The sequence below is a fragment of the Mesorhizobium sp. B2-6-4 genome, from assembly GCF_006441495.1.
GTDB lineage: Bacteria > Pseudomonadota > Alphaproteobacteria > Rhizobiales > Rhizobiaceae > Mesorhizobium.
In genome coordinates this window covers 104,056-120,494 of the sequence record NZ_VFUE01000015.1, presented here as the reverse complement: position 1 = coordinate 120,494, position 16,439 = coordinate 104,056, and the positions used below count along the sequence as shown (strand labels likewise).

Here is a 16,439-nt window from a genome sequence, read left to right as displayed (position 1 = left end):
CCGGCACCCCTTACGCGCTCTTGGCCATAGCCGGCTGCCTGGCGAAAAGCTGGCGAAATACCGGGTAGATATCGGCCGGAGCGGCGATGCGCCTCATCTGGAAGTTCGGCCATTTTTGCTCGACGGCGCTATAGGCGCGCCAGAGCGAGGTGCCATTTTCGGTCGAGCCGAAAATATGACTTTCGCGTTCGTCGATGATCTCCACATAGGCGAAATACTGGCACAGGCGCATGAGCTTGCCGTGGAGCAGTTCTATGCAGCGCTGCGAGTCGGTGGCGAAATTGTCGCCGTCCGAAGCCTGGGCGGCATAGATGTTCCACTCCGTGGCCGGATAGCGTTGTTCTATGATGCGTTGCATTTCCTCCAGCGCGGTGGAAACGACCGTGCCTCCGCTTTGCGTGCAGTAGAAGAATGTCTCTTCGTCCACCTCCTGGGCCTCGTGCGTGTGGCGGATGAAGACGATCTCCGTGCGCTCATAGCGTCGGGTCAGGAACAGGTGCAGCAGAACGAAGAAGCGCTTGGCCAAATCCTTCTCGCGCTCGCCCATCGACCCGGAGACGTCCATCAGGCAGAACATGACGGCGCTGGCATTCGGCACCGGCTGCGGGTCGAAGCGATTGAAGCGGATGTCGACGGGATCGACAAAGGCAATGCGCTTTCGGCGGCGCTCCAGCCGCTCGAGTTCCTCCCGCAAAGTCAAGATGCGTTCGCGGGTCGCGGCATTTGGCGGCTTCGATTCCAGTTTGGCGAGCTGCCGGAGGATCGCATCCAGCTCCGGCTGCTTTGGGCGCCCAAGCGCGATACGGCGGGCGTGGCTGTTTCGCATCGTGCGCCCGACATTGATGTTGGTCGGTGATCCTGTTGCCGCAAAACCTGCCCGCCTTGGCTTGAATGCGAGTATCTGCTTGAGATTGAGCTTGACCAGATCCGGCAGTTCGAGATCCTCGAAAAAGAGGTCGAGAACTTCCTCGCGCGAAAGCACGAAGCGAAAGTCGTCCTCGGATGCCGTGTTTCCCGGCGACGAGGAACCTGCGCCGCCCTGCCCGGGTTTGGGCACCAGGTCACCGGGAATGAACGTCCTGTTTCCTGGCAGGATGTGCTGGCGCCGGCCGCTGTCCCTGGCATCGCTGAAGGTCGGTTCGCTGGTGCCTCTGTGAGGCATCGGCACGGCATGCCCGCTGTCCACATCGGCGATCCGGCCCGTCCTTATCTGGTCACGGATGCTCCGCTTGAGTTCTTCCCGCGCGCGCCTGAGAAAGCGCTGGCGATTGCCCAGGTTCTTGTCCTTCGGATTGAGGCGGCGGTCGATGAAGATCGGCATGGAACCATCCGGGCTTTTCTCAGCCCGCCTTGTTCACGCGCATGTACCAGTCGACCAGCCGCCGTACCTGCCGCTCGGTGTAGCCGCGTTGCACCATGCGCTGCACGAATTCATTGTGCCGCTTTTCCGTGACGCTGTCCTGCTTGGAGCCGAAACTGATCACCGGCAGAAGATCTTCGACCTGGCCGAACATGCGCTTCTCGATAACCTCGCGCAGCTTTTCGTAGCTTGTCCATGATGGGTTGCGGCCGTGGTTGCGTGCCCGGGCACGCAGCGTGAACTTGACCACTTCGTTGCGGAAATCCTTGGGGTTGGCGATGCCGGCCGGTTTTTCGACCTGCGACAATTCCTTGTCCAATATCTCGCGATTGAGGATCTGGCCCGTATCGGGATCCTTGTAGTCCTGATCTTCGATCCAGGCATCGGCATAGGCGATGTAGCGGTCGAATAGGTTCTGGCCATACTCGCTGTACGATTCCAGATAGGCCTTCTGGATCTCGTGGCCGATGAACTCGGCATAGCGCGTTGCCAGTTCCGACTTGATGAACTCGAGATAGCTCGCTTCCGTCTCCTTTGGGAACTGCTCGCGCTTGATCGCCTCTTCCAGGATGTACATCAGGTGCACGGGATCCGCCGCGACCTCGTTGGTGTCGTAGTTGAATGTCTGCGACAGGATCTTGAAGGCGAAGCGCGTGCTTACGCCGGTCATGCCCTCGTCGACGCCGGCGGCGTCGCGATATTCCTGAACCGACTTGGCCCGGGGGTCGACCTCCTTGAGGTTTTCGCCGTCATAGGCGCGCATCTTGGTGTAGAGCGGCGAATTGTCGTGCTCGGCAAGACGGGTCGAGACCGTGAACCGGCTGAGAATATCCAGCACTTCAGGTGCGCAGGGGCTGCCGGCCAGCTCGCTCTCGCGCAACAGTTTCTCGTAGATATGCCTTTCTTCGGTGATCCGCAGGCAATACGGCACCTTGACCACGAGGATGCGGTCGAGAAAGGCCTCATTATTCTTGTTGTTCTTGAACTGTTGCCACTCCGATTCGTTGGAATGGGCAACGATGATGCCCTGATAGGGGAAGGCGCCGAAATTCTCGGTGCCGTTATAGCTGCCTTCCTGGGTCGCCGTCAGCAGCGGATGCAGGACCTTGATGGGCGCCTTGAACATCTCGACGAATTCGAGCAGGCCTTGCGTGGTCCGGTTCAGCCCGCCGCTGTAGGAATAAGCGTCCGGATCGGACTGGCTGAAATCCTCCAATTGTCTGATGTCGACCTTGCCAACCAGAGCCGAGACATCCTGATTGTTCTCGTCGCCAGGCTCCGTCTTGGCTATAGCGATCTGGCGCAGCCGCGAGGGCATCAATTTCACCACGCTGAATTTGGAAATGTCGCCAGACAATTCATCAAGCCGCTTGGCCGCCCAGGGCGAGATAATGCCGTTGAGGCGACGCCGGGCTATGCCGTATTTGTCCTCCAGCAGATCGCCCATGCGATCGGGATGGAACAGGCCGAGCGGCGACTCGAAAATCGGACTGATCTGATTGCCGGCCTTGAGCGTGTAGATCGGGCGTTCCTCCATCAGTTTCTTCAGCCGTTCGGCCAGGGAGGACTTGCCGCCGCCGACAGGGCCGAGGAGATAGAGGATCTGCTTGCGCTCCTCGAGCCCCTGCGACGCATAGCGGAAATAGCCGGCGATGCGTTCGATCGTATCCTCCATTCCGTAGAAATCGGAGAAGGTGGGATACACCTTGACCGTGCGGTTGGAGAAAATGCGGCCGAGCCGCTCGTCCTTGCTGGTGTCGACCAGGTTCGGCTCGCCGATTGCCTCGACCATCCGTTCCGGCGCCGAGGCATACATTGACTTGTCTTCCCGGCAGGCAAGGAGATACTGCTGGAGGCTTATTTCCTCCTGGCCCGCGTTTGCATAAATCTCCGAAAACAGATCGAAGACGTCGGACTGGTTCTCACCCATGATGGTTGCCCTCAGAGCCATTCTGGCTGCCGCCCGGCTCATCTCATTCAACTACCGGGATGCATTGTGGTTCCCTCCACATTGGAGAGAGAGCGTGTATCTGCATCGAACTTGGACAGCACACAGTTACAATGCTCGTCTGATATCTCAGGTGGTGATGGCCAGAGGAGACCGTCAAGGGCAAATATCGATTTCGTGAACCGAACGGCAAAGCGAGTGCATTGATGCGGCTGGTACGGTGTTGAATCAGATCGTTGAGCACTCCCAAGTCTAACGGGATGCTCGTGGTGCGTGCGGGCATTCCTCGTCTACATATCGGGCCCAACGATCGGGAGATTGCGATGATCGATCGACGAAGCCTTATTCTGGTCTCCGCGGCGGCGATGTTGCCATTGGGCACATCGGTCGCATGGGGCCAGCGCCAACCCGTGCCGACAACCTTCGATTACGGGCCGGCCAAGCTCGATATCTATGCGCCGGATGGCGCACGCGGATTGCCGGTCGTCTTCTTCGTCCATGGCGGCGCCTGGCGCTCCGGCAAGCGCTCGCAGGTCAACGCGAAGCCGGCCTTCCTGCTCGCCAACGGGTTTTGCCTGGTCTCCATCGACTATCGCATGCTGCCCGAAGCGGAGGTCGCCACCCAGGCCGACGATGTCGAAAAGGCCTATGCCTATGTCCGCGCCAACATTGCCCGGCATGGCGGCGATGCCAGGCGGATCGTGGCCATGGGCCATTCGGCCGGTTGCCACCTCGTTGCGCTGACCGGCATGCGTGGCGGTCTACCGGGTGTGGCCGCGCTGCTTCTCGACGACACCAGGGCCTATAACCTCACCGCGCTTTCCAGGAATGGCGGCATGGCGGGGGCCTATGCGCGGGCCTTCCCCGATCCCGCGCAATGGGCGGCGTTGTCGCCGGCCAGTTATGTAGATGGCCACAAGCACCCGCCGACCTTCATCGCCTACTCAGGCGCTTCGGGCCGGGACGGGGACTCCAAGGCGTTCGCCGAGCGCTTGCGCGCCACCGGCACCAAGGTGACGCTGTTCGACGGCAGCGCCTATACGCACATGTCGATCAACCGCGATTTCGGCGAGGATGGCGACGCCTTGACCGGGGCGGCACTGGCATTCCTGAAATCGGCGGTTGGGTGATTGCGGCATCGAAACGGAGCTCTGAACGTCACCGCGAGGAGCGAGGAGGACCGGCCTACCAGCGCGTCTTTTCGCCGGGAGCCGCCGGTTCGATCGCCAGCGCGTGCAGGCCAGCCTTCAATTCGTCGGCCAAAAGCGCGTTGACCGCGCGGTGGCGCTCGATGCGGCTCATGCCGGCAAAATCCTGCGAAACAATGCGGACGCGGAAATGCGTCTCGCCGGTGCCGTCGAACGTAGCCTGGTGGCCGGATTCCACATGATGATGGCCGGCGTGCAGATGGCTTTCGTTGATGACGACCAGCCGCTCCGGCGAAAATGCCTTGCTCAACTTGTCTTCCATGGTTGCCTGTATGGACATTGCCGTCTCCCTTCACCACATATCGCCAGCGGGATCGCGGAAGCCGAACCGACTTCGTTGCATGCCGCGCTTCAACAAAATCGGTCCTCCGCCTGCTTTATGCCGCGATTCAGCGGTTAGGGCGATCATCGCGAAAATGTCAATTCTTGTTTCGCATCTGCGAACGCCCCATAAATGGGTTAGATGAAGCCGTATCCCAAATATTTCGAGAAGATCCGCATCCGCCAGGAGAAGGACGCGGAGCTGAAGTCGCACGCGCCGATCTGCCAGTGGGATGGCTGCAAGGAGGCGGGCACCCATCGCGCTCCGGTCGGGCGCATGAAGGAGGGCGAGTATTTCCGCTTCTGCTTCGACCATGTGCGCGAGTACAACAAGGGTTTCAACTATTTTTCCGGCGTTCCGGACACCGAGGTCGCCCGTTTCCAGAAGGAGGCGATGACCGGCCATCGGCCGACCTGGAAGATGGGCGTCAACGGCGCCTCGACGCGCTCGTCTCCCGATATGGCGCAGATGCGCTCCGGCCGCGCCGGCTACTACAACCGGATGCGCGACCCGTTCGACCTGTTCAAGGGGCCGAAGGATCCCCGGGAGGTGCGCGAGCGCAAGGCCAAGCCGCTTGAGGCCAAGGCGCTGGAAACGCTTGGCCTTGATACAAAGGCGACTGGCAAGGAGATCAAGGCGCGCTATAAGGAACTGGTGAAGCGTCACCATCCGGATGCGAATGGCGGCGACAGAGGTTCGGAAGACCGGTTCCGCGATGTGCTCCAGGCCTATCGCGTGCTCAAGCAGGCGGGTTTGTGCTGAGCGACCCAACGGTTCGTGTCGTTTTCCAACTTTCACAAGGGTGGAAAAGGCTCTAAGACCGCCCCCGGAGAAAATCGATTGCCGGCGAAATCAGTCGTTTCGCCCGTGGAGACGTGGATAGAGATGAACAAGGTCGATCGCGACATCGCCAACCTGCCCGACACCACGGTGTCGGTGAAGGACAAATTCGGCTTCGACTCCAAGATGGTGGTGCCGGCCTATTCGGTCACCAGCGAACATGTGCCCGACATCGATCCCGACTATCTTTTCGACAAGGCGACGACGATGGCGATCCTCGCCGGCTTCGCCTACAACCGGCGCGTCATGGTCTCGGGCTATCACGGCACCGGCAAATCGACCCATATCGAGCAGGTCGCGGCCCGCCTCAACTGGCCTTGCGTGCGCGTCAATCTCGACAGCCATGTCAGCCGTATCGACCTCGTCGGCAAGGACGCGATCGTGGTCAAGGATGGCTTGCAGATCACCGAATTCCGCGACGGTATCCTGCCTTGGGCTTATCAGCACAATGTGGCGCTGTGCTTCGACGAATATGACGCCGGCCGTCCGGACGTGATGTTCGTCATCCAGCGCGTGCTGGAATCGTCGGGTCGGCTGACGCTGCTCGACCAGAGCCGCGTCATCCGTCCGCATCCGGCGTTCCGGCTGTTCTCGACCGCCAACACGGTCGGGTTGGGCGATACCACCGGCCTCTATCACGGCACCCAGCAGATCAACCAGGCGCAGATGGACCGCTGGTCGATCGTCACCACGCTGAACTACCTGCCGCACGACAATGAGGTGAACATCGTGCTGGCCAAGGCCAAGCACTATCGCGACGGCAAGGGCAAGGACATCGTCAACAAGATGGTGCGCGTCGCAGACATGACGCGCTCGGCCTTCATCAATGGCGATCTGTCGACCGTGATGAGCCCGCGTACCGTCATCACCTGGGCGGAGAATGCCGAGATCTTCGGCAATATCGGCATGGCGTTCCGGCTGACCTTCCTCAACAAATGCGACGAACTGGAGCGCTCGGTGGTGGCCGAGTTCTACCAGCGCGCCTTCGGCGAGGATCTGCCGGAGAGCGCCGCCAATGTGGTGCTGGGCTAAGCAGAGCCTCGATGGCGGGTCCGGGCGACAATACGCGCAACAAGTCGAAGACGGGCTCTGAAGCCGACAGCTTCAAGCGTGCTGTCACCGTCTGCATGCGCGCCATCGCCGGAGACAAGGAGCTGGAAGTCGGCTTCGCCAAGGACCGCCCGGCGCTCGCCGGCAGCCGCGCCCGGCTGCCGGAATTGCCCAAGAAAGCGTCCAAGGCCGACATAGCCATCACCCGCGGCCTCGGCGATTCCATGGCGCTCAAGCGCGCCTGCCATGACGTGCGCATCCACAGCAGACTGGCGCCGGAAGGCAAGGCGGCCCGCGCCATCTACGACGCGGTCGAACAGGCGCGCGTCGAGGCGATCGGCAGCCGCGCCATGCAAGGGGTCGCCGACAATATAGGCTCGATGCTGGAGGACAAATACGCCAAGGCCAATCTCGTCGACGTCAAGGACAAGGCCGACGCCCCGATCGAGGAGGCGCTGGCGTTGATGGTGCGCGAGAAACTGACCGGCCGGCCGATCCCCAAGAGCGGCGAGCGGCTGGTCGAGCTCTGGCGCCCCTGGGTCGAGGAAAAGGCGAGCGCCGACCTCGACGGGCTGTCGTCCAAGCTCGACGACCAGCAGGCCTTCGCCCGCGTCGTGCGTGAAATGCTCGCCTCCATGGAAATGGCCGAGGAACTCGGCGACGAGCAGGAGACCGAAGACTCGGAGGACAATGACGATAACCAGCCGCAAGGCGAGGAACAGAGCGAGGAAGGCGGCGAGGACGATTCCGGCTCCGAACAGTCGCAGTCCGAGGATGCCGAGGCTTCCGCTGACGACGAGCAGTCGGCCGAGACCGAAGCCTCCGACGCCACTGCCGACGATTTGTCCGACGACGACGATGCCGATGCCGAGACGCCCGGCGAGGCGCGCCGCAACGACAACCCTTTCACCAACCTGCCGAAGGAGATCGATTACAAGGTCTTCACGTCAGCTTTCGATGAGACGGTGGGGGCGGAGGAGCTTTGCGAGGAAGAAGAACTCGACCGGCTGCGCGCTTTCCTCGACAAGCAACTCGCCAACCTGTCCGGCGTCGTCGGCCGGCTGGCCAACCGTTTGCAGCGCCGCCTGATGGCGCAGCAGAACCGGTCGTGGGATTTCGACCTGGAAGAGGGCTATCTCGACCCGGCACGGTTGGTGCGCGTCGTCATCGATCCGATGCAGCCGCTGTCCTTCAAGCAGGAGCGCGACACCAAATTCCGCGACACGGTGGTGACGCTGGTGCTCGACAATTCGGGTTCCATGCGCGGCCGGCCGATCACCGTGGCCGCCACCTGCGCCGACATTCTGGCGCGCACGCTGGAACGCTGCGGCGTTTCGGTCGAGATTTTGGGCTTCACCACGCGCGCCTGGAAAGGCGGGCAGGCCCGCGAGAAGTGGCTGAAGGACGGCAAGCCGCCGAATCCGGGCCGGCTGAATGACCTGCGCCACATCATCTACAAGTCGGCCGACCATCCCTGGCGGCGGGCACGGCGCAATCTCGGCCTGATGATGCGCGAAGGCCTGCTCAAGGAAAACATCGATGGCGAGGCGCTGCTGTGGGCGCATAACCGGCTGATCGCCCGGCCAGAGCAGCGCAAGATCCTGATGATGATCTCCGACGGCGCGCCGGTCGACGATTCGACGCTGTCGGTCAATCCGGGCAATTATCTCGAGCGCCATCTGCGCGCCGTCATCGAGCTGATCGAGACGCGCTCGCCGGTCGAGCTGCTTGCCATCGGCATCGGCCATGACGTCACCCGCTATTACCGGCGCGCCGTCACCATTGTCGATGCCGAGGAACTGGCCGGCGCCATGACCGAGCAATTGGCTTCGCTGTTCGCCGAGGAAAGCGCACGCGATACGCGGCGCGGCGGCATGCGGCGCGCCGGATGATCTTTTCGCACGGCGGATTTCGACAAGCACTTTTCGCCGCCATCGCCCTGTTTGCCGGTGCAGCCCCGGTGCCATCCAGTTCGGCCAGCGCGACCTCGGTTGAACCGGTCGAGGTCTCGGCCCGCCCGATCACCGAATTCCGTATAGGCCGTGCCGACAAGCAATTCGGTCCGCTCGAATTCGTCGGCGGGCTGGAGATGACGTCGCCGTCGCGCGATTTCGGCGCGCTGTCGGCCTTCCGTTTCCTGAAAGGCGGTCGCGACTTCGTCGGCGTCGCCGATACCGGATTCTGGTTCTTCGGCACCGTGACCCATGATGCGGACAAGCGCCCGTCAGGCATCGGGGACTTCCGCATGGAACAGATGGTCGATGCATCGGGCCAGCCGATCGACGAGAAATCGGAAGTCGATGCCGAGGGGCTTTCCGTCAAGGACGGCATTGCCACCGTGGGTTTCGAGCGCAACCATCGCGTCGCCCAGTTCAAAATTGGCTCCGACGATATGAAGGCGCCGTTCAGGCAGATGGATTTCCTGGTTCCGGCATGGGAGCTGCGCCGGAACCGAGGCTTCGAGACCGTCACCCACGCCAATGCCAATGGCCGCCACCAAGGCGGCCTGGTCGTGGTGTCGGAAAAGAGCTTGGACAAGGCCGGCAACATCTATGCCGCCATCATCGAAGGTCCGCACAAGGGCGTCTTCACCGTCAAGCGCAACGGCGATTTCGATATCACCGATGGGGCTTTCCTGCCGGATGGCGACCTTCTGCTGCTGGAGCGCAGTTTCACGATGGCAGGAGGCCTCAAGATGCGGCTGCGGCGCGTTGAGGGCGAGACCGTGGAGAAGGGCGCGGTCGCCGACGGTCCGGTGCTGCTGGAAGCCGATATGGGCTACCAGATCGACAATATGGAAGGGCTCGACGTCTGGAAGCGCGAAGACGGCGCGCTGATGGTGTCGCTGATCTCCGACGACAACCACTCGATCCTGCAGCGCAATCTCTATCTGGAATTCATTTTGCACCAGGACTGATTTGGCGCTCCAACTGCGAAGCTGAAGTTGAAGGTATTCAACGCCGGCTTCGATTTGGTCGGCTATTCATCAAATGACGGCGTCCGCTCAGGGTCGCGAGCCGTTGGTGGCGATCCAGATGACATGACGCGCGCCGCGCTTGCCGTTGGCGCGCGTGCTCACCTCCTCGACCGCGAAACCTGCCTGCTTCAGCCGCCGGGTGAAGCCGCTGTCCGGCCCTTGCGACCACACGGCAAGCACGCCGCCGGGCTTCAGTGCGGTGCGCGCTGCCGCCAGACCCTGCAGGCTGTACAGCGCGTCGTTGGATTTGTGAACGATGCCGTCCGGGCCGTTGTCGACATCGAGCAGGATGGCGTCCCAGACCGCGGGCCGGGATCTTATAAACTGCCCGACATCGGCCTCCCGGACGATGACGCGCGGATCGTCGAGACAGCCACCAAACAGTTCGGCCATCGGCCCTCGCGCCCACGCGATGACCGCCGGCACCAACTCCGCGACAGTGATTTCGGCATTCTCGCCCAACTCGGCGAGAGCGGCGCGCAGCGTAAAACCCATGCCAAGCCCGCCGATCAGCATTCTCGGCTGTCTGCGGCCGGCGATCCTCCGACAGGAGAGCCTGGCCAACGCTTCTTCCGAGCCGCTGAGGCGGCTGTTCATCAACTCGTTGGTGCCCAGCATGATCGAGAATTCGGAACCGCGCCGCTTGAGCCGAAGCTCCTGCGCGCCATCCGGGGTTTTCGCGGAGTCCAGCTGGATCCAGGGAATCACGGCCTAGACCGCAGCAACAGCCGGCTGGCTCCAGCGGGCGGCGAGCAGCCGATAGGGGATCAGTGCCACGACGGCGATGATCAGCTTCACGCTGAGGTCGCCAAGCGCCCAAGAGACCCAACGCATGGCCTCGACCGGCAGCACGCCCATCAGCGGCGCCGTTTCCAGCGCAAAACTGTCGCTTGGGCCAACGAAGGCGAAAGCCGCGGAGAAAGCGACGCTGAAGAACACGACGGTGTCGAACACCGAGCCGACCAGCGTGCCGACGATCGGCGCCCGCCACCAGCTCTGTCGGCGCAGACGGTTGAACACGGTCACGTCTAGCAATTGCGCGGTGAGGAAGGCCGCGCCGGACGCCGCCGCGATGCGCACCAGCCGGTCGGCGGCGGTCTCGAACTCGATGAAACCATGGCGGAACAGGAAGGGCGGCACGAGGACCGAGCAGACCACCGCCGTCATGAAGCCGACAAAGACGATCCGGCGCGCCACGGCAGGCCCGTAGCGGCGGTTGGCAAGGTCCGTGACCAGAAAGGAGAACGGGTAGGTGAACGCGCCCCAGGTGAGCAGGTCGGCCAGCGACAAGCCGCCGATCCGACCCTGCATCGGGAACTGCACGAGGATATTCGATGCCACGACGACAAGCGCCATGGCGGCCACGAAGGGCAGGTATCGCGAGAAGGAAGTCATTTTTTTATCCTGGGTAATGGAACCAGCGGAGCGTCATGCCGAAACCGGATCGCGCTCGCTTTGTTCGAGCATCGGATTTCCGAAACCGCCTTGCGGACGGCGACCCGATGTCCAAGGCCAACAAGAGGTTGGCCAGGGCGGTTGTCCCCCGCCTGAAGGCAGTTTACGCGGCAGCCTGCTCGGCGAGCTTCTTGGCGATCTGCTTCTTCAAGAGGCGCGCGCGCTGCGACAGCTCCTTGACGTCAGCCTTGGCCAGGAAGGCGTCGAGACCGCCGCGATGCTCGACCGAACGCAGCGCGTTGGCGGAAATGCGCAGGCGCACATTCTGGTTCAGCGCTTCCGAAATCAGCGTCACATTGACGAGGTTCGGCAGGAAGCGACGCTTGGTCTTGTTGTTGGCGTGGCTCACATTGTTGCCGGTCTGGACTGCCTTGGCAGTGAGTTCGCAGGTGCGGGACATGGTTCTAACCTTCAGTTCTCTCGGGGACCTGCCAAACCTTCGTGCCCACGCCGGGTGGCGCGCGGTTCTGGTCAAGCGGCCTTATGGAAAAAGTTGGCGTTCCATAGTTGCATTTCGCCCATGCGTCAAGCTCCAGCCTGGCCCAGCGGCATTTCATACTAAGGCCGGAATTCGTCGTATAAGCGGTTCCATAGGGACATGCCAGACCGGAGTTGTCCGCTTCCGGTTGAAATCAAGGATCCGATCGCGCCATGCTTCGCTTGCCCCATGCCCTTGCCGCCGCGCTGGCCGTCGCCTCGCCGTCGCCTGCGACGGCCGCCTCGCCGCAGTCCTTCAGGGGCGAATACACAGTGTCGTTTCTGGGCCTTTCTATCGCGAAATCAAGCTTTTCAAGCCATTATGAGAACGGCGTCTACTCGATCGACGGCAGCGTTTCCGCGGCTGGTCTCGCCAAGCTGTTCGATGACACGCGCGGCACGATCTCGTCCAAGGGTACGATTTCGGGCCAGAAGATGGTGCCGCAGGCGTTCCGCGCGGACTACACTTCCGGCAAGAAAGCCTCCGCCATCGACATTCGTTTTGCCAATGGCAACGTCATCTCGACGACGGTCGTTCCCGCGCCGGAAAAGCGCGATCCCGACAGTTGGGTGCCGCTTGGCGCCGGCGACCTGGCATCGGTGCTCGATCCGATGGCGGCAACCGTCATCCATGCCGGCAGCCTCGACAAGGTCTGCGGCCGCACCGTGAGGCTGTATGACGGCGAGATGCGCGCCAACCTGACGCTGAGCTACGCTTCAAAAGGGTCGATCTCGGTGCCCGGCTACAAGGGCGACACCGTCACATGCCGGATGGGTTTCGAGCCGGTGGCGGGCTACCGCAAGGGCCGCAAGGCGCTCAACTACCTCAAGAACAAAAGCCGCATAATGGTGACATTTGCGCCGCTCGGCCAAACCGGGGTATATGCGCCGATCCGCGCGACGGTCGGGACGCAGATCGGCACCTTGACCATCAGCGCCAGGCGTTTCGAAGCAATACAATAAGGCGCCACGCGCGCCGCTGGAGACAGAATGGGGCGCGCGACACTGATCGGCTTTTCGGCCGTGGCCATGTGGGCACTGCTGGCGTTGCTTACGGACGCATCCGGCAAGGTGCCGCCGTTCCTCTTGTCGGCGATCACCTTCTCGATCGGCACCGGGGTCGGGCTTTTCGCGCGCCTTTTCATGTCGGCCGCGGATAAAAGCCAGAGGATACCTCGCCAGGTCTGGGTGATCGGCATTGCCGGCCTTTTCGGCTACCACTTTTTCTACTTCACCGCGCTGCGCAACGCGCCGGCGGTGGAGGCCAGTCTGATCGCCTATCTGTGGCCGCTGCTGATCGTGCTCGGCTCGGCGCTGATGCCGGGCGAGCGGCTGGCCTGGAACCATATCGTCGGCGCGCTGCTTGGCCTTGCCGGCACCGTCCTCATCGTCACCAAGGGCGGCGGCCTCGCCTTCGACGCGCGCTATGCCTTCGGCTACGCCATGGCTGCCGTCTGCGCCGTGCTGTGGTCGTCCTATTCGCTCCTGTCGCGGCGTTTCCCGTCAGTGCCGACCAGCATCGTCACTTGGTTCTGCGCGGCGACCGCGCTGTTGTCGCTTGCCTGCCATCTGGCGCTGGAAGAGACGGTGCTGCCCGCGAGTGCCGGGCAATGGCTTGCCGTGCTCGGGCTCGGCCTGATGCCAGTGGGGGCAGCCTTCTATGCCTGGGATGTCGGGGTCAAGCGCGGCAACATCCAGGTGCTGGGCGCGGCAAGCTATGCCGCGCCGCTCCTGTCGACGCTGGTGTTGATCGCGGCCGGCGTCGCCGAACCGTCGCTGCGCATCCTCGCCGCTTGCGTGCTCATCACCGGCGGCGCTGCCCTGGCGGCAAAGTCGCTGTTCCTGCGCAAGCCCGCTGCTTCCGAAAGCGGAGCCGGTGCATCCGAAGGCGGAGCCCGGGCGTGACGATGCCGTTTCCAGGCGGCATCGACGCCAACGCCAATGCGACGCTGATCTTTTCGCTGGTGGCGGCGGTTGTCTACGCCTTCACATCAGGCATGGCGCCGACGCTCGCCCGTTCGGCGGCAAAAACGCTCGCCGTGGCCATGCTTGCCGTGCTGGCGGCGATGCAGGGCGGGCCGCTGCTACTGGTCGCCGCTCTTGCGCTGAGCGCCATCGGCGACGCCTTCCTGTCGCGGGATGGCGAAAAGATGTTTCTGGGCGGGCTGGGCAGCTTTCTCGCCGCGCATATCGTCTACGTCGTGCTGTTCCTGCGCAGCGGCGGGGGGATGGGAGTGCTGGGGGCCGAACCTTGGCGCGCGGCAATCGCACTTGCGATGGCGGTATTCGTTATTCTCATGCTGGCGGCGCTGTGGCGCCGCGTCGGCCCGGCCCTGCGAGCGCCGATCGCGGGCTATGTCGCGGCCATCCTCGCCATGGGCATTTCGGCGCTGACGACGAGCAGTGCCGCTGTTATCGGCGGTGCCGTGCTGTTCATGGCGTCCGACGCGCTGCTGGCCACGGAACGCTTCCTGGCGGCCGCCATTTCGCCACATCGCGCCTGGATGCGTTTGGCGGTCTGGGTGCTTTACTACGCCGCGCAGCTCGTGATCACGCTTGGTTTCCTGCTGCGCTAAGGGTTTCCGGCTGCGTCAGAGCTGTTTAGGCCGCCAACCAGGCTCCGCCAGTTCAAACGCCGCAAAGTCGAAGCCCGGCGCCACGGTGCAGCCGACCAGGGTCCACTCGCCCAGGCTGCGCGCCGATTGCCACCAGCCCGCCGGCACGACGATTTGCGGCCGCTCGCCGGCCGCAAGCTCGATGCCGAGCACCTGCTCGATCACCCGGTTAGCCTTTGGGCCGCCTTCTTCCCATATCGACAGCGCCAGCGGCGCGCCGGCGTAGAAGTGCCAGGCCTCGGCTGCATCCCTGACGCGATGCCAGGCGGAAACCTGGCCCTGCTCCAGCAGAAAATAGATCGCCGTCGAGTGGCCTCGAGCTCCGCCGCCACCGTCGCGAAAGGTTTCCGTGTACCAGCCGCCTTCCGGATGCGGCTTCATGCCAAGGATGACGATGATTTCTGCGGAACTCGTCATGGTTTCGACCAGTGTCGCTTGGCCTAGAAATTATCCTTGCGCTTGCGGATCTCGGCAAAAACCTCGACATCCGACGCCTTCTCCATGCCGAGATGCCTGCGGATTGCCGGATCGTGCCAGCGCAGGAAAGGGTTGGTCGACAATTCCTCGCCGATCGTGGTCGGCAGCGTCGGCTTGTTATCGGCGCGCAGCGCTTCAATTTTTGCCGCGCGTTCCTTCAATGCCGAATTGGTCCGGTCGACGCTCAGCGCGAAACGGGCGTTGGCGAGCGTGTATTCGTGCCCGCAATAGATCACGGTCGCGGCAGGCAGTGCCGCGAGCTTCTTCAGGGATCCATACATCACCGGCGGCTTGCATTCGAACAGCCGCCCGCAGCCGAGCGCGAACAGCGTGTCGGCGGTGAACGCCACTTTCGATGCCGGCAGGTGATAGGAGACGTGGCCGGCGGTGTGGCCGGGGGTGGCGATCACTTCGATGCGCTCCTCGCCGAGATGCAGGATCGAACCGTCCTCGACAGTGTCGTCAATGCCGGGAATCTTGGCCTTTTCGGCTTCGGGACCCACGATGCGCAGCTTGAAGCGCTGCTTCAGCGCCAGATTGGCCTCGACATGGTCGGCATGGTGATGCGTGGTCAGGATCATCGTCGGCGTCCAGCCGGTGCGCTTGACCGCAGCCAGGATCGCCGCTTCTTCCGGCGCATCGATAAGCGCGGTCTGACCGCTTTTGGGGTCATGCACCAGCACGCCGAAATTGTCGCTGCGGCACATGAACTGTTCGATTTCGACCGCCATCGCATCTCTCCATCTTTCGCCGCAGACATAGGACGCCGACGCGCGGATGTCATCCCGGAGATGACTAATGTCAGGATGTCATTCGACATCCGGGATCTCGGGACGTCGCGGCCTTTTGTTGAAACCCGCCGATATCGCGGCTACATCCCTGACATGCATTCCGACATCGTCGATCTCCGCTCCTTCTATTCGACAGCGCTCGGTCGCTTCGCCGAGCATTCGATCACCATGGCCTTGTCATCGATATGGGCCACCGTGCCCAATGAGCGGCTTGTCGGGCTCGGCTACACCTTGCCTTGGCTGGAACGGTTCGGCAGCGACGCCGAGCGGGTGTTCGCCTTCATGCCGGCGACGCAGGGCGCCGTGGTCTGGCCGGCGGCGGGACCGACGGCGACGGCTCTGGTTTTCGACGAGGAACTGCCGCTGGTCGATTCCTGCATCGACCGCATGCTGCTCGTGCATTCGCTCGAGCATGTCGAAAACCCGCGCGAAACGCTGAACGAGATCTGGCGCGTGCTGTCGCCGGCCGGCCGGGTGGTCATCGTCGTGCCCAACCGGCGCGGCGTCTGGGCGCGGTTCGAGCACACGCCGTTTGGCAATGGCAGGCCGTTCTCGCGCGGTCAGCTCACCGAGTTGCTGCGCGAGGCGAATTTCACGCCCGCCGCCTGGTCCGACGCCCTGTTCTTTCCGCCATCGCGGCGGCGTTTCATGATGCGCTTCCACAATATGGTGGAGCGCGCCGGCCGGCGGCTGTGGCCGATCTTTTCCGGCGTCATCGTGGTCGAGGCGCAGAAGCGGCTCTATCAGGGCGTGCCGGCCGCCCAGCGCGCTTCCCGACGGGTTTTCGTGCCGGTGCTTTCGCCGCATGCAGCAACGCGGCTCGGCCGGCGAATAGAGACCGGGGGCACGACATCGCCGGGTCCGCGAATGACACCTTCGTGATCATGCCAGAAACTTGCGCCGGACGGCATTTCGCGAC

17 protein-coding genes are annotated in these 16,439 nt (G+C 62.9%); 9 read left to right on the top strand and 8 right to left on the bottom strand.

The window, feature by feature from the left end; genetic code table 11:
• Positions 1 to 10 precede the first annotated feature (10 nt).
• Both FJ426_RS21450 and FJ426_RS21445 read right to left on the bottom strand, forming a co-directional pair.
• Positions 11 to 1,321, bottom strand: a complete 1,311-nt coding sequence (locus FJ426_RS21450) for a YeaH/YhbH family protein (RefSeq protein ID WP_140525767.1) — start codon at positions 1,319 to 1,321, stop codon at positions 11 to 13.
• A 19-nt stretch (positions 1,322 to 1,340) separates the two neighbouring features.
• Entirely contained in the window at positions 1,341 to 3,290 is a 1,950-nt protein-coding gene (locus tag FJ426_RS21445) for a PrkA family serine protein kinase (protein ID WP_140500854.1), read from the bottom strand.
• A 341-nt stretch (positions 3,291 to 3,631) separates the two neighbouring features.
• Between FJ426_RS21445 and FJ426_RS21440 the strand changes: the two genes are divergently transcribed.
• The gene (locus FJ426_RS21440; RefSeq protein WP_140560159.1) at positions 3,632 to 4,438 is read left to right on the top strand and encodes an alpha/beta hydrolase; all 807 of its coding nucleotides are present in this window, start codon (positions 3,632 to 3,634) and stop codon (positions 4,436 to 4,438) included.
• Positions 4,439 to 4,493: 55 nt separating this feature from the next.
• On the opposite strand, the gene FJ426_RS21435 is transcribed toward FJ426_RS21440, so the two are convergent.
• Positions 4,494 to 4,796 carry a BolA family protein gene (locus tag FJ426_RS21435; RefSeq protein ID WP_140560160.1) on the bottom strand — a complete coding sequence of 101 codons (303 nt, stop codon included), beginning with the start codon at positions 4,794 to 4,796 and terminating at the stop codon, positions 4,494 to 4,496.
• A 183-nt stretch (positions 4,797 to 4,979) separates the two neighbouring features.
• Here FJ426_RS21435 and FJ426_RS21430 point away from each other — a divergent pair, with 183 nt between their 5' ends.
• The 4 genes from FJ426_RS21430 (at position 4,980) to FJ426_RS21415 (ending at position 9,645) form a co-directional block, all read left to right on the top strand.
• Complete coding sequence (locus FJ426_RS21430) at positions 4,980 to 5,600, top strand: J domain-containing protein (RefSeq protein WP_140500760.1); 621 nt, start codon at positions 4,980 to 4,982, stop codon at positions 5,598 to 5,600.
• Between the two features lie 123 nt (positions 5,601 to 5,723).
• On the top strand, positions 5,724 to 6,710 hold the full coding sequence (gene cobS, locus FJ426_RS21425) for a cobaltochelatase subunit CobS (protein WP_140500761.1): 987 nt from the start codon (positions 5,724 to 5,726) through the stop codon (positions 6,708 to 6,710).
• Between the two features lie 11 nt (positions 6,711 to 6,721).
• The gene (cobT, locus tag FJ426_RS21420; protein WP_140560161.1) at positions 6,722 to 8,620 is read left to right on the top strand and encodes a cobaltochelatase subunit CobT; all 1,899 of its coding nucleotides are present in this window, start codon (positions 6,722 to 6,724) and stop codon (positions 8,618 to 8,620) included.
• Complete coding sequence (locus FJ426_RS21415; RefSeq protein WP_140560162.1) at positions 8,617 to 9,645, top strand: esterase-like activity of phytase family protein; 1,029 nt, start codon at positions 8,617 to 8,619, stop codon at positions 9,643 to 9,645. The genes cobT and FJ426_RS21415 overlap by 4 nt, the downstream gene beginning before the upstream one ends.
• An 87-nt stretch (positions 9,646 to 9,732) precedes the next feature.
• On the opposite strand, the gene FJ426_RS21410 is transcribed toward FJ426_RS21415, so the two are convergent.
• The 3 genes from FJ426_RS21410 to rpmB all read right to left on the bottom strand — a co-directional run bounded on the left by FJ426_RS21410 (position 9,733) and on the right by rpmB (position 11,560).
• Positions 9,733 to 10,413, bottom strand: coding sequence for a hypothetical protein (locus FJ426_RS21410; protein WP_140500764.1), 681 nt, complete (start codon positions 10,411 to 10,413; stop codon positions 9,733 to 9,735).
• Positions 10,414 to 10,416: 3 nt separating this feature from the next.
• On the bottom strand, positions 10,417 to 11,100 hold the full coding sequence (locus FJ426_RS21405) for a queuosine precursor transporter (RefSeq protein ID WP_140500765.1): 684 nt from the start codon (positions 11,098 to 11,100) through the stop codon (positions 10,417 to 10,419).
• 163 nt (positions 11,101 to 11,263) lie between these two features.
• The gene (gene rpmB, locus FJ426_RS21400) at positions 11,264 to 11,560 is read right to left on the bottom strand and encodes a 50S ribosomal protein L28 (protein WP_140500766.1); all 297 of its coding nucleotides are present in this window, start codon (positions 11,558 to 11,560) and stop codon (positions 11,264 to 11,266) included.
• A gap of 251 nt (positions 11,561 to 11,811) precedes the next feature.
• Here rpmB and FJ426_RS21395 point away from each other — a divergent pair, with 251 nt between their 5' ends.
• From FJ426_RS21395 to FJ426_RS21385, 3 genes are read left to right on the top strand one after another with little or no spacing between them, the layout of a single operon-like run.
• Positions 11,812 to 12,600 carry a DUF3108 domain-containing protein gene (locus tag FJ426_RS21395; RefSeq protein WP_140500767.1) on the top strand — a complete coding sequence of 263 codons (789 nt, stop codon included), beginning with the start codon at positions 11,812 to 11,814 and terminating at the stop codon, positions 12,598 to 12,600.
• A 27-nt stretch (positions 12,601 to 12,627) separates the two neighbouring features.
• Positions 12,628 to 13,542, top strand: a complete 915-nt coding sequence (locus FJ426_RS21390; RefSeq protein WP_140560164.1) for an EamA family transporter — start codon at positions 12,628 to 12,630, stop codon at positions 13,540 to 13,542.
• Positions 13,539 to 14,213, top strand: coding sequence for a lysoplasmalogenase family protein (locus tag FJ426_RS21385; protein WP_140500769.1), 675 nt, complete (start codon positions 13,539 to 13,541; stop codon positions 14,211 to 14,213). The genes FJ426_RS21390 and FJ426_RS21385 overlap by 4 nt, the downstream gene beginning before the upstream one ends.
• A gap of 15 nt (positions 14,214 to 14,228) precedes the next feature.
• On the opposite strand, the gene FJ426_RS21380 is transcribed toward FJ426_RS21385, so the two are convergent.
• Both FJ426_RS21380 and gloB read right to left on the bottom strand, forming a co-directional pair.
• Positions 14,229 to 14,669, bottom strand: a complete 441-nt coding sequence (locus FJ426_RS21380) for a cupin domain-containing protein (protein ID WP_140500770.1) — start codon at positions 14,667 to 14,669, stop codon at positions 14,229 to 14,231.
• 23 nt (positions 14,670 to 14,692) lie between these two features.
• Complete coding sequence (gene gloB / locus FJ426_RS21375) at positions 14,693 to 15,460, bottom strand: hydroxyacylglutathione hydrolase (RefSeq protein ID WP_140560165.1); 768 nt, start codon at positions 15,458 to 15,460, stop codon at positions 14,693 to 14,695.
• Between the two features lie 153 nt (positions 15,461 to 15,613).
• On the opposite strand from gloB, the gene FJ426_RS21370 reads away from it, so the two are divergent.
• Positions 15,614 to 16,402, top strand: coding sequence for a methyltransferase domain-containing protein (locus FJ426_RS21370; RefSeq protein ID WP_140525413.1), 789 nt, complete (start codon positions 15,614 to 15,616; stop codon positions 16,400 to 16,402).
• Positions 16,403 to 16,439 lie beyond the last annotated feature (37 nt).

Bases quoted from the DNA above. Each gene is read 5' to 3' on its own strand.
- FJ426_RS21450 (WP_140525767.1), bottom strand. From the start codon at position 1,321: ATGCCGATCTTCATCGACCGCCGCCTCAATCCGAAGGACAAGAACCTG.
- FJ426_RS21445 (WP_140500854.1), bottom strand. From the start codon at position 3,290: ATGGGTGAGAACCAGTCCGACGTCTTCGATCTGTTTTCGGAGATTTAT.
- FJ426_RS21440 (WP_140560159.1), top strand. From the start codon at position 3,632: ATGATCGATCGACGAAGCCTTATTCTGGTCTCCGCGGCGGCGATGTTG.
- FJ426_RS21435 (WP_140560160.1), bottom strand. From the start codon at position 4,796: ATGTCCATACAGGCAACCATGGAAGACAAGTTGAGCAAGGCATTTTCG.
- FJ426_RS21430 (WP_140500760.1), top strand. From the start codon at position 4,980: ATGAAGCCGTATCCCAAATATTTCGAGAAGATCCGCATCCGCCAGGAG.
- cobS (WP_140500761.1), top strand. From the start codon at position 5,724: ATGAACAAGGTCGATCGCGACATCGCCAACCTGCCCGACACCACGGTG.
- cobT (WP_140560161.1), top strand. From the start codon at position 6,722: ATGGCGGGTCCGGGCGACAATACGCGCAACAAGTCGAAGACGGGCTCT.
- FJ426_RS21415 (WP_140560162.1), top strand. From the start codon at position 8,617: ATGATCTTTTCGCACGGCGGATTTCGACAAGCACTTTTCGCCGCCATC.
- FJ426_RS21405 (WP_140500765.1), bottom strand. From the start codon at position 11,100: ATGACTTCCTTCTCGCGATACCTGCCCTTCGTGGCCGCCATGGCGCTT.
- rpmB (WP_140500766.1), bottom strand. From the start codon at position 11,560: ATGTCCCGCACCTGCGAACTCACTGCCAAGGCAGTCCAGACCGGCAAC.
- FJ426_RS21395 (WP_140500767.1), top strand. From the start codon at position 11,812: ATGCTTCGCTTGCCCCATGCCCTTGCCGCCGCGCTGGCCGTCGCCTCG.
- FJ426_RS21390 (WP_140560164.1), top strand. From the start codon at position 12,628: ATGGGGCGCGCGACACTGATCGGCTTTTCGGCCGTGGCCATGTGGGCA.
- FJ426_RS21380 (WP_140500770.1), bottom strand. From the start codon at position 14,669: ATGACGAGTTCCGCAGAAATCATCGTCATCCTTGGCATGAAGCCGCAT.
- gloB (WP_140560165.1), bottom strand. From the start codon at position 15,460: ATGGCGGTCGAAATCGAACAGTTCATGTGCCGCAGCGACAATTTCGGC.
- FJ426_RS21370 (WP_140525413.1), top strand. From the start codon at position 15,614: ATGCATTCCGACATCGTCGATCTCCGCTCCTTCTATTCGACAGCGCTC.